This is a genomic window from Geodermatophilus sp. SYSU D01036 (genome assembly GCF_054050435.1).
The window spans coordinates 98,383-114,667 of record NZ_JBJGZJ010000008.1; the positions used below are offsets into that span (position 1 = coordinate 98,383).

Annotated in this window: 13 protein-coding genes; 6 read left to right on the forward strand and 7 right to left on the reverse strand. The window is 77.0% G+C overall.

All coding sequences use genetic code 11. The annotated features are described in order from the left end of the window. Nucleotides 1–49 precede the first annotated feature (49 nt). From ACI8AR_RS10775 to ACI8AR_RS10790, 4 genes are all read right to left on the reverse strand, one after another. Nucleotides 50–2,428, reverse strand: coding sequence for a SpoIIE family protein phosphatase (locus tag ACI8AR_RS10775; protein WP_457051019.1), 2,379 nt, complete (start codon nucleotides 2,426–2,428; stop codon nucleotides 50–52). Then, on the reverse strand, nucleotides 2,425–3,027 hold the full coding sequence (locus tag ACI8AR_RS10780; protein ID WP_457051020.1) for a biliverdin-producing heme oxygenase: 603 nt from the start codon (nucleotides 3,025–3,027) through the stop codon (nucleotides 2,425–2,427). Before ACI8AR_RS10780 ends, ACI8AR_RS10775 begins: the two co-directional genes overlap by 4 nt. Before the next feature lie 101 nt (nucleotides 3,028–3,128). Further along, nucleotides 3,129–3,317 carry a hypothetical protein gene (locus ACI8AR_RS10785; protein WP_457051021.1) on the reverse strand — a complete coding sequence of 63 codons (189 nt, stop codon included), beginning with the start codon at nucleotides 3,315–3,317 and terminating at the stop codon, nucleotides 3,129–3,131. A gap of 178 nt (nucleotides 3,318–3,495) precedes the next feature. Further along, a complete protein-coding gene (locus ACI8AR_RS10790; RefSeq protein ID WP_457051022.1) occupies nucleotides 3,496–4,599 on the reverse strand; it encodes a PucR family transcriptional regulator in 1,104 nt (367 codons plus the stop codon). A 107-nt stretch (nucleotides 4,600–4,706) separates the two neighbouring features. Here ACI8AR_RS10790 and ACI8AR_RS10795 point away from each other — a divergent pair, with 107 nt between their 5' ends. Beyond that, nucleotides 4,707–5,636, forward strand: a complete 930-nt coding sequence (locus ACI8AR_RS10795; RefSeq protein WP_457051023.1) for a proline dehydrogenase family protein — start codon at nucleotides 4,707–4,709, stop codon at nucleotides 5,634–5,636. Nucleotides 5,637–5,656: 20 nt separating this feature from the next. Further along, nucleotides 5,657–7,282 carry an L-glutamate gamma-semialdehyde dehydrogenase gene (gene pruA, locus ACI8AR_RS10800; RefSeq protein ID WP_457051024.1) on the forward strand — a complete coding sequence of 542 codons (1,626 nt, stop codon included), beginning with the start codon at nucleotides 5,657–5,659 and terminating at the stop codon, nucleotides 7,280–7,282. 89 nt (nucleotides 7,283–7,371) lie between these two features. On the opposite strand, the gene ACI8AR_RS10805 is transcribed toward pruA, so the two are convergent. The 3 genes from ACI8AR_RS10805 to ACI8AR_RS10815 all read right to left on the reverse strand — a co-directional run bounded on the left by ACI8AR_RS10805 (nucleotide 7,372) and on the right by ACI8AR_RS10815 (nucleotide 8,967). Further along, nucleotides 7,372–7,893, reverse strand: coding sequence for a DUF488 domain-containing protein (locus ACI8AR_RS10805; RefSeq protein WP_457051025.1), 522 nt, complete (start codon nucleotides 7,891–7,893; stop codon nucleotides 7,372–7,374). A 74-nt stretch (nucleotides 7,894–7,967) separates the two neighbouring features. After that, nucleotides 7,968–8,456, reverse strand: coding sequence for an allene oxide cyclase barrel-like domain-containing protein (locus tag ACI8AR_RS10810; protein WP_457051026.1), 489 nt, complete (start codon nucleotides 8,454–8,456; stop codon nucleotides 7,968–7,970). A 25-nt stretch (nucleotides 8,457–8,481) separates the two neighbouring features. Beyond that, entirely contained in the window at nucleotides 8,482–8,967 is a 486-nt protein-coding gene (locus tag ACI8AR_RS10815) for a hypothetical protein (RefSeq protein ID WP_457051027.1), read from the reverse strand. A gap of 170 nt (nucleotides 8,968–9,137) precedes the next feature. Here ACI8AR_RS10815 and ACI8AR_RS10820 point away from each other — a divergent pair, with 170 nt between their 5' ends. The 4 genes from ACI8AR_RS10820 to ACI8AR_RS10835 all read left to right on the forward strand — a co-directional run bounded on the left by ACI8AR_RS10820 (nucleotide 9,138) and on the right by ACI8AR_RS10835 (nucleotide 16,253). Then, complete coding sequence (locus tag ACI8AR_RS10820; RefSeq protein ID WP_457051028.1) at nucleotides 9,138–11,096, forward strand: histidine kinase; 1,959 nt, start codon at nucleotides 9,138–9,140, stop codon at nucleotides 11,094–11,096. After that, nucleotides 11,093–11,728, forward strand: a complete 636-nt coding sequence (locus ACI8AR_RS10825) for a response regulator (RefSeq protein WP_457051029.1) — start codon at nucleotides 11,093–11,095, stop codon at nucleotides 11,726–11,728. The genes ACI8AR_RS10820 and ACI8AR_RS10825 overlap by 4 nt, the downstream gene beginning before the upstream one ends. A gap of 83 nt (nucleotides 11,729–11,811) precedes the next feature. Continuing rightward, complete coding sequence (locus ACI8AR_RS10830; protein ID WP_457051030.1) at nucleotides 11,812–12,972, forward strand: MFS transporter; 1,161 nt, start codon at nucleotides 11,812–11,814, stop codon at nucleotides 12,970–12,972. Nucleotides 12,973–13,037: 65 nt separating this feature from the next. Then, nucleotides 13,038–16,253 carry a glucan 1,4-alpha-glucosidase gene (locus ACI8AR_RS10835; RefSeq protein ID WP_457051031.1) on the forward strand — a complete coding sequence of 1,072 codons (3,216 nt, stop codon included), beginning with the start codon at nucleotides 13,038–13,040 and terminating at the stop codon, nucleotides 16,251–16,253. Nucleotides 16,254–16,285 lie beyond the last annotated feature (32 nt).

The window sequence follows — 16,285 nt, forward strand, 5'->3', positions numbered from 1 at the left end:
GGAGATGCCCGGTGCACCTCCGCGGAAGTGCACGGCCACTCCCCGGGAGCTACTCCTCCGGGGCGAGGCGGACGGCGACCAGGGCGACGTCGTCCTCGGCGCCGTCGGGGACCATCCGCGCCAGGACCTCGTCGCAGACCTCGTCCACCGGCCGGTCGCGCAGCTCCGCGAGGGCGTGCGCGAGCCGGTCGACGCCGTCGTCGAAGCCGTCGGCCCGGCGCTCGACCAGGCCGTCGGTGAACAGCAGCACCGTGGAGCCGCGGGCGAGGACCACCTCGGCGTCGGTGCGGACCGCCTCCGGGCTCACCCCGAGCAGCAGGCCCGGCCGGCCGCCGTCGAGCGGGGCGCTGGTGCCGTCGGGGCCGGCGGCCAGCGGGGGCAGGTGGCCGGCGCTGGCCCACCGCAGGCGGGTGACCCCGGCGGCGCGGTCGTCGTCGGTCTGCTCGAGCCGGCCGACCAGCACGGTGGCCATGGCGCCGAGTTGCAGCCCCTCGATCGCCGCGTCCAGCCGGGTGAGCACCGCCGCCGGGCTGTCCCCGCTGTCGTAGGCGATGCCGCGCAGCAGCCCCCGCAGCTGGGCCATGCAGGCGGCGGCCTGGACGTCGTGGCCGACGACGTCGCCGATGACCAGCATCGTCGAGCCGTCGGGCTGGACGAAGGCGTCGTACCAGTCGCCGCCGACCTGGGCCTCGCGGGTGGCCGGCACGTAGCGCACCGCCATCTGCAGGTGGCCGGGCTGCGGCGGCTCGGACAGCAGGCTGCGCTGCAGCGTCTCCGCGGCGCGGACGATGCTGCGCGAACGGGCGTAGAGCGCCTCGAGCAGGTGGCTGCGCAGCTGCACCACCTCGGCGCGTTCCTGCGGCGTCCACGGGTGCGAGCGCTCGCGGACCGTCTCCCGCCAGCGGTCGAAGCTCTTGCGCGGGCTGAGCCGGACGTCGTCGCCCTCCCGCTCGGCGATCGCCTTGTTGTGCGGGTCGCCGCCCCAGTCGACGTGCCGCACCACCTCGCGCCGGTGCCACAGCACGTACTGGCCCTCGGGCAGCGGCAGCACGAGCACGCCGCAGGCGACCTCGACCGGGACGCCGAGCTCCGGCGCCTCGCGCTGCAGGGCGTCGGTGGCCACCACGTCCGCGCCGCGGGCGGCGGCCCAGGCCACGACCCGCTCGACGACGTCGTCCGGCAGGTCCGCGCCCTTGGTGCCGCGGCTGCCCTGCAGGCAGACGGCCACGCCGTCGGCGGGCAGCACGTCGAGCAGGCTGGTGGTGCCGAGCAGCGTGTCGGCCAGCGCGCGGTCCTCGTCCAGGGTGGACGCGGTCAGCCAGGCCAGCGTGGAGCGGACCTGCAGCGCCCGGTGCACCTCGTCCTCGGCGGTGCGGTCGACCAGGCGCAGCGACAGCGTCGAGCCGAGGAACTCGGCCGCGGCGCGGGTGGCGTAGGGCGGCTGGTGCGGGCCCGAGTAGTGGTGGCAGGCGATGAGGCCCCACAGGCGGTCGTCCTGCAGCAGTGAGATCGACATGGAGGCGCGCACGCCCATGTTCTGCAGGTACTCGACGTGGATCGGCGAGACGCTGCGCAGCGTCGAGTAGGTGAGGTCCAGCGGCCGGCCGGTGGCCGGGTGCGCGGCCGGCTGGATGCGGCTGGGGACGTAGCCGACGTCGCTGATCAGCCGGATCCAGTTCTTCTCGTACAGCGCCCGGGCCTGAGCCGGGATGTCCGAGGCCGGGTAGTGCAGGCCGAGGAAGGAGTTGAGGTCCGCGGCCTTCGCCTCGGCCACGACCTCGCCGTTGTAGTCGGCGTCGTAGCGGTAGACCATCACCCGGTCGAAGCCGGTGAGCGCGCGGATCGCCCGCGCGGTGATCTCGTAGAGCTCCTGCAGCGTGGAGGCCCGGTTGAGCTCGGCGATGGTCCCGCGCACCGCCTGGTAGGTGTTCGGGAAGGAGAACGGCCGCGGCCCGCGCGCGGGCTCGAGCTCCACGACGAGGTTGGTCAGCGGCGCGTCGCCGTCGTCCGCCCGGCCGTGCTCGTCCCGGCCGCCGAGCACCGCCCGGTGCAGGATCGCGTCCACCGGCACGGGGTCGCCGTCGACGTCGAGGGTGACCTCCACCGGGTTGCGCTCGCGCAGGTCGCCGAACGCGCTGGCCGAGCGGACGACGGCCTCGGTCTGCGCCACCCCGATGACGTCGGCGAGCGGGCGGCCGAGCGCGTCGGACCAGACGACGCCGGTCAGCCCGGCGAGGTTCTCCGACGCCTGGACGACGACCAGGTCCGGCTCGCTGACCGCCAGCAGCACGCCGCGCGGCTGGACGCTGCCCGGGACGTGGATCGGCTCGCGGGCGCAGTTGTCCAGGTCGACCGGCTCACCCGGCGAGAGCCACGCGACGTCCGCCCCGGCGGTGTCCGCCCCGGAGGTGGCGTCGACGTCGGTCACGCGGTGGCCCCCTGCGCCGCCGGGGCGCACCAGTCGGCGAGGACGGCGAAGGTCTCCCGGGCCGCGGCGACCACCCGCCCGGCGTCCCCGGCGCCCGCGACGTGCGCCCGGGTGACCCGGCGGAACGCGGCCCACATCGCGCCGGTGTCCCCGTCGTAGGGGCTGAAGCAGCGCAGCCGGGGCAGCCCCGGCAGGGCCGCCAGGTGGCGGTCGATGAAGGTGCCGCCGAGGGTCGAGCCCTCCATCACGTACAGCCGGCCCAGCGCCTCGTCGGTGCCCGGGACGGCGGGCAGGTCCGGCCGGCCGGCGTCGGCGGAGCCGCCCAGCGCGGCCAGGTCGGCGGCGTAGAGGCCGGTGCGGCGGCGGCGCGCCCAGTCGAGGGCGGCGGCGTCGGCGGGGTGGCGGGCGGCCCAGTCGTCCAGCCCGGCCTCGGCCGCGGCCCAGAAGGCGTGCAGCCGCGCCAGGACGGTGACCAGCCGGCCGCGGTCCAGCGCGGGGTCCATGAGGTCGAGGGTGGCCTCGACCTGTCCGTGCTCCACGGCGGTGGCCGTGCGCAGGTCCCGGAGGACGTCGCCGGCGCCGCCCGCGTCTCGAGGCAACGCCTCTCCTCCCGCAGCCATCAGCCCTTCGAGCGTAGGTCACGCCCCGGACAGCGTCGCGGGGGAGAAGGTGCAGTGCGCAACAGTTCCCCTCCGGCGGGTCAGGACCGCGGCGGACGGTCCAGCAGCAGGTCGGCGGCGCGGGCGAGGACCTGCGCCCGGGTGCGCCCCCCGTGGCCGGTGGCGAGGAGGTGCTCGCCGATCGCCAGGCAGAAGGCGGTCAGGGCGCGCGCCTCCACCTCGTCGGGGTCGGCGCAGAACGTGCCGATCAGCTCGCGCAGCAGCCCCATGCGCCGCTCGTCGACCCGGCGCAGGCGCGCGGCGACCGCCTCGTCCCGGCGGGACGACGTGCCTGTCCTACGACCGGCTGCGGGGCCGGCTGCTGTGGCCGCCGCTGTCGGCCGTGCACCGCCGGCTGGTGCCGCGGGTGCTGGCCGCCGCCGGGCAGCGGCTCGGGGAGGCGGACGGTCAGGGCAGCCGGGCGCGGCGCAGCGAGGCGTGCGCCAGCAGCCGGGTGTCGCCGTCGGCCAGGTCCAGGCCGGTCAGCGCGGTGATCCGGCCCAGCCGGTAGTACAGCGTCTGCCGGTGGATCGACAGCGCCGCCGACGTCCGGACCACGCTGCCGGCTGCGTCGAGGTAGGCCTCGGCCGTGGCGGCGAGCACCGGGTCGGCGAGCAGCGGCGCGACCGCCGGGTCGGGCGCGGGCAGGGCCGCGGCGGCCCGCCAGCCGCCGAGCTCGGACCAGCGGGCCACCGGCGCGAGCCCCGGCGCCACGGCCGCGACCCGGGCCGCGGTGCGGGCCTGCGCCCAGCACGCGGGCAGGCCGGCGGGACCCGTGGCGGGGTCGGACACCCCCGCGGCCGCGCCGACGGGCATCCGGGCGAGCGCCGCGGACGCGGTGGTCGCGGCCGGGCGCAGGTCGCCGGGCCGGGCCAGCCGGACGAGGACGGCGGCCTCGCGGCGGTCCTCGCCGAGCACCGCCGCGGCCGGCGGGAGCCGCTGCCCCTCGGGGAGCGCGCCCCGCAGCGCGACCAGCGCCAGCGGGGTGTCCGCGCCGAGCCGGGCGGTCAGGGTGCGCGTCGCCCGCTCCCGCGCCGGCGCGGTGCCGGCGAGCGCCGCGGCCAGGGCCTCGCCGAGGTCGCCGTCGTCGTCCCCGCCGGCCAGCAGCCGTCCCGCGCGGGCGGCGAGGCCCACCGCCGCGGCCAGGTCCGGGTCGGCGTCGTCGTCGGGATCGGTGCGGCCGCCGTCGAGCAGCCAGAGGTAGCCGAGGGTGCGGCCACCGTGCCGGACCGGCAGCAGCAGGCGGGTGAGGATCCCCGCGGCCGGGTCGGCGGGGGTGCGCACCGGCCGCTGCGCGGTGGCGATGCCGAGGTCCTCGAACCAGCGGCGGGTGTCCGGGGTGGAGCCGCGGCCGAGGATCGACCGGGTGCGGACGGCGTCCATCGCGGTGTCGCCGCCGTCGAGGGGGTGCGCGGCGAAGGCCAGCAGCGTGAAGTCGACGTCCTCGAGCGTGGCCGGGGCGTGCAGCAGCCGGGCGACCTCGTCCACCACGTCCTGCAGGTCGTCGCGCACCGTACGACTGTATGAAACCGGACGTCCGGAGTCCGTACGTCCGTCCCTGGTGGACCCGATCGGGCGCTCCTAGCGTTCGAGGCCAGTCACGACGACGGAGGTGGCCGGTGCTCACCACGAAGACCCTGCTGCTGGGGGCCTCCCGCCGCCCGGCGCTGCGCCGCGCGCTCGTGGGCACCCCGGTGACCCGGCGCGTGGTCGAGCGGTTCGTGGCCGGCGAGACGCTGCCCGACGCGCTCGCCGTCGTCGGCCGGCTCACCGGGGAGGGCATCGAGGTGACCCTCGACCACCTCGGTGAGGACGTCACCGACCCCGCCGAGGCGCGCGCCTCCCGCGACGCCTACCTCGCCCTCCTCGAGGCGCTGGCGCCGCTGGGCCTCGGCCCGCGCGCCGAGGTGTCGGTCAAGCTGTCCGCCTTCGGCCAGGCGCTGCCCGGCGGGGAGGACCTCTCGCTGGAGCTGGTCCGGCCCGTGGTCGAGTGCGCGGCGCGGATCGGCACCACGGTCACCCTCGACATGGAGGACTCCTCGACCGTCGACGCCACCCTCGCCGTCCTCGCCGAGCTGCGCCGCGACCACCCGCAGACCGGGGCGGTGCTGCAGGCCGCGCTGCACCGCACCGAGGACGACGTGCAGGCGCTGGCCACGCCGGGCTCGCGGGTGCGGCTGGTCAAGGGCGCCTACGACGAGCCGCCGTCGGTCGCCCACCAGGGCCGCCGCGACGTCGACGCCGCCTACGCCCGCTGCCTCGGCGTGCTCGTGCGCGGGCCGGGCTACCCGATGGTCGGCAGCCACGACCCGGCGATGATCGCGCTGGCCCAGCGGCTGGCCGTCGAGTACGGGCGCGCCGCCGACTCGTGGGAGGTGCAGATGCTGCACGGCATCCGGGTCGACGAGCAGCGCCGGCTGGCCGCCTCCGGCACCCGCGTGCGCGCCTACGTGCCCTACGGCCGCGACTGGTACGGCTACTTCGTCCGCCGGCTGGCCGAGCGCCCGGCGAACCTCCGCTTCTTCCTCCGCGCCCTCGTCTCCCGCTGACACACCCCCTGGAGGTCCCCGTGGACGGCACCACCCGCGTCCCCCCGCCGCGCAACGAGCCGGTGCTCACCTACGCCCCCGGCTCGCCCGAGCGCGCCGAGCTCGAGGCCCGCCTGGCCGAGCTCGCCGCCGCCCCGGTCGAGCTCACCTCGACCCTCGGCGGGCGGCAGCGCATGGCCGGCGGCGAGCGGTTCGACGTCGTCCAGCCGCACCGGCACGCCGCAGTCCTCGGCACCTCCGCGCACGCCACGCACGCCGACGCCGAGGAGGCGCTGCGCTGCGCGAAGGACGCCGCCCCGGCCTGGCGCGACCTGTCGATCGACGACCGCGCCGCCGTCTTCCTCAAGGCCGCCGACCTGCTCGCCGGGCCCTGGCGGCAGACGCTCAACGCCGCGACGATGCTCGGCCAGTCGAAGACCGCGCAGCAGGCCGAGATCGACAGCGCCTGCGAGCTCGCCGACTTCTGGCGCTACAACGTGCACTTCGCCCGCCAGGTGTACGCCGAGCAGCCGCAGTCCTCGCCCGGCACCTGGAACCGCATCGACCACCGGCCGCTCGAGGGCCCGGTCTACGCGGTGACCCCGTTCAACTTCACCGCGATCGCCGGCAACCTGCCCACCGCGCCGGCGCTCATGGGCAACACCGTCGTCTGGAAGCCCGCGCCCACCCAGCAGTTCGCCGCGCACTTCCTCATGCGGCTGCTCGAGGCCGCCGGCCTGCCGCCCGGGGTCGTCAACATGGTCACCGGCGACGGCGTCGCCGTCTCCGAGGTGGTCCTCGCCGACCGCGACCTCGCCGGCATCCACTTCACCGGGTCGACGGCGGTCTTCCAGCACCTGTGGCGGACGGTGGGGGAGAACATCGCCTCCTACCGCGGCTACCCGCGGGTCGTCGGCGAGACCGGCGGCAAGGACTTCGTCGTCGCCCACCCCTCGGCCGACCTCGACGTGCTGCGCACCGCGCTGGTCCGCGGCGCCTTCGAGTACCAGGGGCAGAAGTGCTCAGCCGCCTCGCGCGCCTACGTGCCGCGCTCGGTCTGGCGGCGGCTGCGCGACGACCTCGTCTCGACGACGGAGTCGCTGACGGTGGGCGACGTCACCGACCTGTCCCACTTCATGGGCGCGGTCATCGACCGGAAGTCCTTCTCCAAGCTCTCCGGCGTCCTGGACCGGGTCGAGGACGACCCCGCGCTGTCCATCGTCGCCGGCGGCAAGGCCGACGACAGCGAGGGCTTCTTCGTCCGGCCGACGATCGTCGAGGGCACCGACCCCGGGCACGAGGTGTTCACCACCGAGTACTTCGGGCCGGTGCTGGCGGTGCACGTCTACGAGGACGCCGAGTACGACGCCGTGCTCGAGCAGATGGAGTCGGTGGCGCCCTACGCGCTCACCGGCGCCGTCATCGCGCAGGACCGCGCCGCCATCGCCCACGCCGAGCGGTTCCTGCGGTTCGCGGCCGGCAACTTCTACGTCAACGACAAGCCCACCGGCGCCGTGGTCGGGCAGCAGCCCTTCGGCGGCGGCCGGGCGAGCGGCACCAACGACAAGGCCGGCGCGGCGCAGAACCTGCTGCGCTGGACGTCGACGCGGGTGGTCAAGGAGACCTTCGTGCCGCCGACCGACCACCGCTACCCGCACATGGGCTGACGCCGGATGATCAGGTGAGCTGATCGTGCTGCGTCCTGGCTCACCGTCGGTGGTGGGCCAGGACGCAGCACGGTGAGCCAGGACGTCGGTCAGCCCGGCCAGCGGACGAGACCGTCCTCGCCCGGCACCGCACCCTCGGACGGGCGGTGCGGGGCGAGCCGGCCGTCGGGCATGAGGTGGGTGACCGGCACGCCCCGGGCGAGGACGGCGACGTCGGCGACCAGCCGCCGGTGGCAGCGCCACCACACGCCCTCGCTGCACATCACCGCGACCGTCGCGTGCGCCGCCTCGGCCAGCACGCCGTCGAGCGCGGCCGCGAACTCCGCCGTCCGGGTGTGCGCGGCGTAGGCGGCGAACTGGGCGACGGTCCACCAGCCGTCGGCCACCGGCTCGCCCGCGGGCAGCCGGCGGCGCCCGCCGAGCCGCTCCTCCCACCGGTAGCCGATGCGCGCGGCCGGCAGCCACTCCTCGAGCGCCTCCCGCCGGACGTCGGGGTTGCTGCGGCTGCCGGGGAAGCGGCGGACGTCGACGACCCGGTCCACCCCGGCAGCGGACAGCCGGGCGGCGAGGGCGGTCCGGTCGTCGGCGCCGTGGCCCACGGTGAGCAGCACGGGCACTCCCTACCCGCTGCGCGCGGGACCCCGGGGCCGCCCGCGCGCGGCGGAGGGCCCCGGGGCCGGGAGGGTCAGCGCCACCGCACCTCGACGTCGACCGTGTCGGTGCCGGGCCGGAAGGTGCCGACGACCTCGCCCTCGGCTCCCGCGTACCGGCCGGTCCCGCCGGTGACCGCCCAGGTGAAGCCGGCGGGGCCCGCGCTCGGGTCCTCGTCGAAGGCGCCCTGGGCGGTGACCTGGCCGCGGGGGAGGACCAGCGTGACGGTGCAGGCGGCCGACAGCCGCGTCTCCGAGAGGCTGGTGACGGTGCAGCTGCCGGCGCTCGTCCCGATCGTCCGGCCGTCCTGCTGGACGTCGTCCAGGAAGACCTGGGTGTCGCCTGCGCTCGGGCCGGGCGTACCCAGGTCCAGGTCGGTGTTGCGGTCGGGGACGGCGACGGTGGTCAGCCGCAGGGTCGTGTCGGCGGCCGCGGTCGGGACCACGGCCAGGGCGGTGCCGGCGCCCGCGAGCAGGACGGCGGAAGCGAGTGCGGTGCGGCGGGTGCGCGGGGTCAGGGACACGGGGAGCTCCTCGGGGACGGAGGGGTCAGCCGGCGAACGCCAGCCAGAGGGCGGAGGCGACGGTGAGGACGGCGAGGGTCAGGGCCACGGCGGCGGGAGCGGGCACCCGACCGAGGCGGCGGCGGGCGTCCAGGGCGAGGCCCGTGGCGGCGCCGGCGAGGACGGCGGGGACGCCGGTCCAGAAGACGAGCAGCGAGACGGCGCCCAGGCCGGCGAGGACCAGCGCCCGGACGGCGGTGCGCCGGGGCGCGGCGGCCCGGGCGCGGGCGGCCACGGCACCGGCGAGGACGGCTGTTCCCGCGACGAGGGCGACCAGCAGCGCGAGGGAACCCCAGCCCCCGTTGCCGGCGAAGGCCACGTCCCACTCGCCGGAGCCGGACTTCCAGGGCGTCTCGACGTACTGGCCGACCAGCGTGCAGGCCAGCGCGGTCCCGGCGCCGGCGAGGGTGGGGGCGTCGAGCACGACCGCCGGACGGGGGGCGGTGGTGGGGGTCGGGGACGTGGTGGTCATGGCGGGTCCTCCCGGGTCGGGCCGGCCCTCGCGGCCGGACGGGACGACCGTGGCCGCCCGGGACGACCCCGCGGATGAGCCTGGTGACCCGGTCGGCCCGGGAGGACCTCCCGGGTCCACCGGGACGCCGGAGCACCCGTCCGGGACGCCGCCGCCGACACACTGACGCCGTGCACAGGCGCTCCCTGACGACCGGTGCCGCCGTCGCGGTGACGCTGTCGTGCGCCGCCGCGACCGCCCTGGGGGCGTGGGTGGCGCCCCGGGTCCCGGATCTGGGGTTCTCGCCGGCCGCCGGCACCTACAGCGTGGTCTGCGCGGCCACCGGTGCGCTGCTGGTGCACCTCCGCCCGCGGAACGCGATCGGCTGGCTGCTCGTCCTCACCGGCCTGCTGCAGGCGCTCAGCCTGGGAGGGAACGCGTACGGCGCGTACGGGGCGGGCGTCGCGGAGCCGGACTGGCCGCTGGCCGACTGGGTGGCGGCGCTGACGGCGATGGTCTGGCTGGCGTCGTTCGTGGTGCCGGCCGCCGTCCTGGTGGCGCTCTACCCGACCGGCCGGCTACCGGCCCGCTGGTGGCGGTGGCCGGTGGCCGCCGTCTCGGGGGGGCTCGCCGTCGTCACCGTCGTGACGGGCCTGACGCAGAGCGCCTACGACGACGTGGCACCGGGACGGGCGCCGCTGGACCTGTCGGGCACCGGGTGGACGGCGGTCACGGCCGTCGCTGCCGTCGCGCTCGTGGGGGGTGCCGTCGTCATCTGGGTCGCCACGGTGCTCCGCCTGGTGCGCGCCCGGTCGCCGGAGCGCCAGCAGCTGGCCTGGCTGGTCTGCGTCGTGTTCCCGCTGTTGGTGGCGATGTTCGTGGCCGGTGAGTGGACCCCCGAGTGGCTGGTGGCGCCGCTGGTCCTCATGGTCCCCGGCGCCGTCCTGGTCGGTGTCGTCCGCTACCGGCTGCTCGGCATCGTCGTCAGCCGGACGCTGGTCTATGCGGCCCTGACGGCCGGTGTCGTCGCCCTGTACCTGGCCGTGGCGGGCGCCACCGCGGCCGCCCTCGGGCGGACCCTGTCCCCGGTCAGCGGCGCGGTGGTCGCCGCCCTGCTCGCGGTGGCCCTCAGCCCCGCCCGCACCCGGCTGCAGGCGGCGGCCGACCGGTTCGTCTACGGGCGGCGCGGTGACCCGGTGACGGCGGTGGCCGAGTTGGGGGACCGGGTGGCCTCGGCCGACGAGGCCGACCTGCTGCCGGCGGTCCTCGGGACGGTCGCCACGGCGCTGCGGGCCCCGGACGCCCGGGTGCTGCGGCCGGGGCGGCCGGTGCCCGACGACGGGGTGGTCGCCGTCCCCCTGCGGGTGGGCGGCCGGGACGTCGGCACCCTCTGCGTGACCGAGCGCGCTCCCGGGGAGCCGTTCACGGCAGGCGACCGGAGGCTGCTCGCGGCCCTGGCCCCCCAGGTGGCCGCCGTCGTCCGGGCGCTCGAGCTGACCGGGTCGCTGGAGCGCGAGCGCGACCGGGTGCTCACCGCGACGCACGCCGAGCGTGACCGCATCCGGCGGGACCTGCACGACGGGCTCGGGCCGTCGCTGGCCGGGGTCGGCCTCGGGGTCCAGGCGGTGCAGACCCGGCTCGGGGAGGGGGCCGACCCGGCCACCCGGGCGCTGCTGGCGCGGATGCGGGAGGAGGTCGACGGCGCGGTCGGCGAGGTGCGCCGGATCCTCGACGGGCTCCGGCCGGCCCCGCTCGACGACGTCGGCTTCGTGGCCGCGGTCCAGCGGCACGCCGAGGCGCTCGCCCCGTCGGTGCCGGTGCGGGTGGTCGCCGAGCCGCTCCCGCCCCTCCCGCCCGAGGTCGAGACGGCGGCCTACCGGATCGCGCAGGAGGCGCTGACCAACGTCGCCCGGCACTCCGGCGCCCGCTGCGCCGAGGTGGGACTGCGAGCCCGCAACGGCCGGCTCGAGGTGGCGGTGGTCGACGACGGCGCGGGCTTCCCGTCGGCGGACGGCCAGGCCCTGCCCGCGGGCGTCGGGCTGACCTCGATGCGGACGCGCGCCCGGGCGGTGGGCGGCGAGCTCACCGTGACCAGCGGTCCCGGCGGCACGCGGGTCGTCGCCGGCCTCCCCCTGGAGGTGGAGCGGTGACCGTCCGCGTGGTGCTGGCCGACGACCACCCGATGTACCGGTACGGCCTCCGCTCGGTGCTCGACGCCGCGCCGGAGGTCGAGGTGGTGGGCGAGGCCGTCGACGGCGCCGAGCTGCTCGCCCTCGTCGCCCGGACAGCGCCGGACGTCGTCCTCACCGACCTGGCGATGCCCCGGCTGCCGGGCATCGCCGCGATCGACGAGCTGACCCGCCGCCGGCCGGGCCTCGGGGTCCTCGTGCTGACCATGCACGAGGACGACGCCTCCCTCTTCGGCGCGCTGCGCGCCGGTGCCCGCGGCTACCTGCTCAAGGGCGCCGACGCCGGGGAGATCGTGCGGGCCGTGCTCGCCGTCGCCGACGGTGACGCCGTCTACGGGGGAGCGGTGGCCCGGCGGGTCGTGGACGCCCTGACCGGTCCGGTCGCCCGCGCACCGGCGTTCCCGGAGCTCACCGGCCGGGAGCGGGAGGTGCTCGAGCTGCTCGCCGCCGGGCTCCCCACCGGCCAGATCGCCCGCCGGCTCTCGCTGTCGGACAAGACGGTGCGCAACCACGTCTCCGCGGTCCTCACCAAGCTCCAGGTCCCCGACCGCGCGGCCGCCGTCGCCCGCGCGAGGGACGCCGGCCTGGGCTGAGACCGGTCCACCCGCTGCCGGGAGCCGCCGGATCCCCGGTCATGCTGGGCGGCCGGGCGACGACGCCCGCGGAGGGGAGCGGTGTGAGCAGGGGGACGACGGACCGGGTGTCGCTGTGGCGGCTGCCGGCGATGCGGGCGCTGGTGGGGGCGACGACGCTCGGCTTCGCCAGCTACTGCCTGACCCTGGCCTCGCTGCCGGCGTACGCGGTGGCGGGCGGGGCGTCGGCCGACACCGCCGGCGTGGTGACCGCGGTCTTCCTGGCGGTGACCATCGCGGTGCAGTCGGTCGTCCCGGCGCTGACCGCGCGGTTCGGCCTGGGCCCGGTCCTCGCCGCCGGCCTGCTGGCCCTGGGCGCGCCCTCGCCGCTGTACGCCCTCGGCGACGGCGTCCCGTGGCTGTCGGCGGTGTCCGCGGTGCGCGGCGCGGGCTTCGCGGTGCTCACCGTGCTCGGCGCGATGCTGGCCGCGCAGGTGGCGCCGCCCGAGCGCCGCGGCGAGTCGATCGGGCTCTACGGGCTGGCGATCGCGGTGCCCAACCTGGTGGCGGTGCCGGCCGGGGTGGCGCTGGTGCTCGACGGGCACCCCGGCTGGCTGGCGTGGCTGGCCGCCTCCCCGGTGCTCGCGCTGCCGCTGGTACCCGGGCTGGCCCGCTCGGTGCACTGGGAGGGCGGCGCCGGCACGTCCTCGCGCGCCGCGGCCCGCGCCGCGCTGGCGCCGTCGGCGGTGCTGCTGCTGGTCACCCTCGCCGGCGGCGGGGTGGTCACCTTCCTGCCCATCGAGCGCCCCGACGGCGTCCTCGCCACCGCCGCGCTGCTCGTCTTCGGCATCACCGGCGCGCTCACCCGCTGGCGCGCGGGGCTGCTGGCCGACCGGCTCGGCAGCCGCCGGCTGCTGCCCGCCGCCCTGGTCGCGGGCGCGGTCGGGCTGGCCGCCGTCGCGCTCGGCCTGGTCACGGGCGACGCCGTCGTGCTGGTCGGGGCGGCGGTCTTCGGGGCGGGCTACGGCGCGGTGCAGAACCTCACGCTGGTCACCGCCTTCGCCCGCGCCGGGGAGGGCGGCTCGACCGCGGCGAGCGCGCTGTGGAACGCCTCGTTCGACGCGGGGACGGCGATCGGCGCGCTGGTCCTCGGGCTGGTCGCGGCCGGTGTCGGGCTGCCCTGGACCTACGTGCTCGTCGCCGGCGTCCTGCTGGCCGGGCTGCCGCTGGCCCGGGCGGCGACCCGGGTGCCGCGCGCGCTTTGACCTCTCCGGACGCGCCCCCTACGGTGCGTGTCCTCCCGATCACACCCTGACAGAGAGGTCAGCGCGTGCTGCTCCCCATCCCCGGCTCCGGCCGGAGTCCACGGCGGGGCCCGACCCCGTTCCGCAGGAGGCCCCTCGGCTCGTGCGTCGCCGCGGTCCTCGCGGCCGGCGTCCTCGGCGCCGCACCGGCGCACGCCGCCCCGGACGTCGCCCCCGGGGCACCCGGCGGCGGGTCCAGCTGGACCAGCGGCGCCAAGGTCGGCGTCGGCACCGCGGTCACCGAGGAGTCAGAGGTCTGGTACACGCTGGTCGACGGCCTGATGAGCGAGGTCTACTACCCGCGCGTCGACGTCGCCAACGTCCAGGACCTGCAGCTCGTGGTCACCGACGGCAGCACGTTCACCGAGCTGGAGCGGGACGCCACCACGCACGAGGTCGTCCTGGCCGACCCGCGGGCGCTGAGCTACCAGCAGGTCAACACCGACCGGGACGGCCGCTACCGGATCACCAAGAGCTACGTCACCGACCCGGCCCGGTCGACCGTGCTCGTCGACGTCCGCGTCGACAGCCTCGACGGCGGCCGGTACACGGCCTACGTCCTCTACAACCCGTCGCTGGCCAACAGCGGCCTGCACGACAGCGGCTCGACGGTCGGCAGCGCGCTCGTCGCCGAGGACACCGGCGGGGACACCCCCGTCGCCTCGGCGCTGGTCGCCTCCCCGGCGTTCGCCCGCGTCTCCACCGGCTTCTCCGGGGTCAGCGACGGCTGGACCGACCTGCGCGACGACCACCGGCTGGACCGGACGTACGGCTCGTCGCCGGACGGGAACGTCGTCCAGGTCGGCCAGCTGGCGACCCAGGGCACCAGCCGCACGCTCCGGGCCACGATCGCCCTCGGCTTCGGCCCCTCCGGCACCGACGCCCTCACCACCGCCCAGGCGTCCCTGCGCCGGGCGTTCCCCGCGGTCCGCGACGCCTACGAGGAGGGCTGGGCCGGCTACCTCGCCTCGCTCGACGCCGCTCCCGCCAGCGTGGCCGGCGACCCGCAGCTGCGGACGCAGTACGACGTCGCGCTGATGACGCTCAAGGCGCACGAGGACAAGACCTACCCGGGCGCGAACATCGCCTCGCTCACCGTGCCGTGGGGCCAGGCGATCGACGCGGACGAGCCCGGCGTCGGCGGCTACCACCTGGTGTGGGCCCGCGACCTCTACCAGGTCGCGACGGCGCAGCTGGCCGCCGGCGACGAGGCCGCGGCCCACCGGTCGCTGGACTACCTGTTCGACGTCCAGCAGCGGCCCGACGGCTCGTTCCCGCAGAACACCCTGCTCGACGGGACGCCGTACTGGGGCAGCCTGCAGCTCGACGAGGTCGCGCTGCCGCTCGTCCTCGCCGGGCAGCTCGGCCGGTTCGACGCCGGCACGTGGGAGCACGTGGAGAGGTCGGCCGACTTCCTGGTGGCCCGCGGCCCGTCGACGCCGCAGGAGCGGTGGGAGGAGGAGGGCGGCTACTCGCCCTCGACCATCGCCGCCGAGATCGCCGGGCTGGTGACCGCGGCGGAGATCGCCCGGCGCAACGGCGACGAGGCGTCCGCGGCGCTCTACACCGGCGTGGCCGACGACTGGCAGCGCCGGCTCGAGGACTGGACGTTCACCACGACCGGCCCCCACGGCGACGGGCGCTACTTCGTCCGCATCGACGCCAACGGCAACCCCGACGGCGTCGACTGGGTGGAGATCAACAACGGCGGCGGGTGGCACCCCGAGCGGGAGGTGGTCGACGCGGGCTTCCTCGAGCTGGTGCGCCTCGGCGTCCGTCCGGCCGACGACCCGAGCGTGCTGGCCTCGCTGCCCGAGCTGGACGAGATCCGCGTGGACACCCCGCACGGGCCCATGTGGTACCGCTACGGCTTCGACGGCTACGGCGAGAAGGCCGACGGCAGCCCGTACGACGGCACCGGCGTCGGGCGGCTGTGGCCGCTGCTGAGCGGGGAGCGCGGCGAGTACGAGCTCGCGGCCGGACGGAGCGCCGATGCCTTCCTGCGCACCATGGCCGGCGCGGCCAACGAGGGCCTCATGATCCCCGAGCAGGTCTGGGACCGGCCCGACGCCGCCGGCTTCCGCTTCGGCGAGGGCACCGGGTCGGCGACGCCGCTGGCCTGGTCGATGGCGCAGTTCGTCCGGCTGGCGGTGTCCATCGACGCCGGCCGGCCGGTCGAGACGCCGGCCCTCGTCGCCGACCGGTACGCCGACGGCGCCCTGCCCGGGGGGCCCGCGCTCACCGTCACGGCCCCGGCCGACGGCGCCCGGACCGACGCCGGCCAGGTCGAGGTTACCGGCACGACCGACGGCGCGCAGGTCCACGTGGCCACCGGCGGGGGGACGGTGGCGGCGCAGGTCGTCGACGGCGCCTTCACCGCCACGGTGCCGGTGTCGACCGGCCGCAACACGGTCACCGTCGTCGCGGTCGGCGAGGACGGCGGCACGAGCGTCGTCCGGCGCACCGTCGTCTCCACCGCCGTCGGGACGCCGGTCGGCGTGGTCGACGACCCGGCCGGTGACGACCACGGCCCCGGCAGCTACGTCTACCCGACCAACGCCGCCTTCGTGCCCGGCGCCTTCGACGTCACCCGCTTCGGCGTGTACGACGACGGGTCGCAGGTGAACTTCGTCGTGACCCTGGACGGCGAGGTCACCAACCCGTGGGGCGGCAACCAGATCTCGGTGCAGCGGTTCGACGTGTACGTCCGCGCCGGGGACGGCGAGGGGACGGTGCCGGCGCTGCCCGGCACCAACGCCGCGCTCGCCGCGCCCTACGACCTCGTGGTCACCGCGGACGGGTTCACCGACCTCGGGGTGCGGGACGCGGCCGGGACCACCGTCAGCGCGGCGACGCTGACCGCCGTCCCGGAGAGCCGGCAGGTCGTGGTCTCGGTGCCGCGCTCGGCCCTGGGCGACCTCGACCTGGCGGGCGCCGAGTACGCGCTGGTCATGGCGAGCCACGCCGACGGCACCGGCGAGGGGGTCGGCAACGTCCGGCCGGTCTACGACCTGGGCTACTGGCAGTCCGCGCCCGAGCGCGGCATGTCGTGGATCCAGGAGTACCGCTTCGGCGGCGGCGCGGGGGAGTGGACCGACGCCACCGCGGCCCGCGACACCGACACGGGGGACCCGAACGCCCTCGACGTCCTGGTGCCGCCGGGCAGCACGCAGGCCGACGTCCTCGACTGGACGCGCGGGGCGCCGGTGACGCTCCCGTACGTGTCCCTGACGGGGGCCTGAGACCGCTGCGCTGGGGCCCGGGCGTGCCCGGG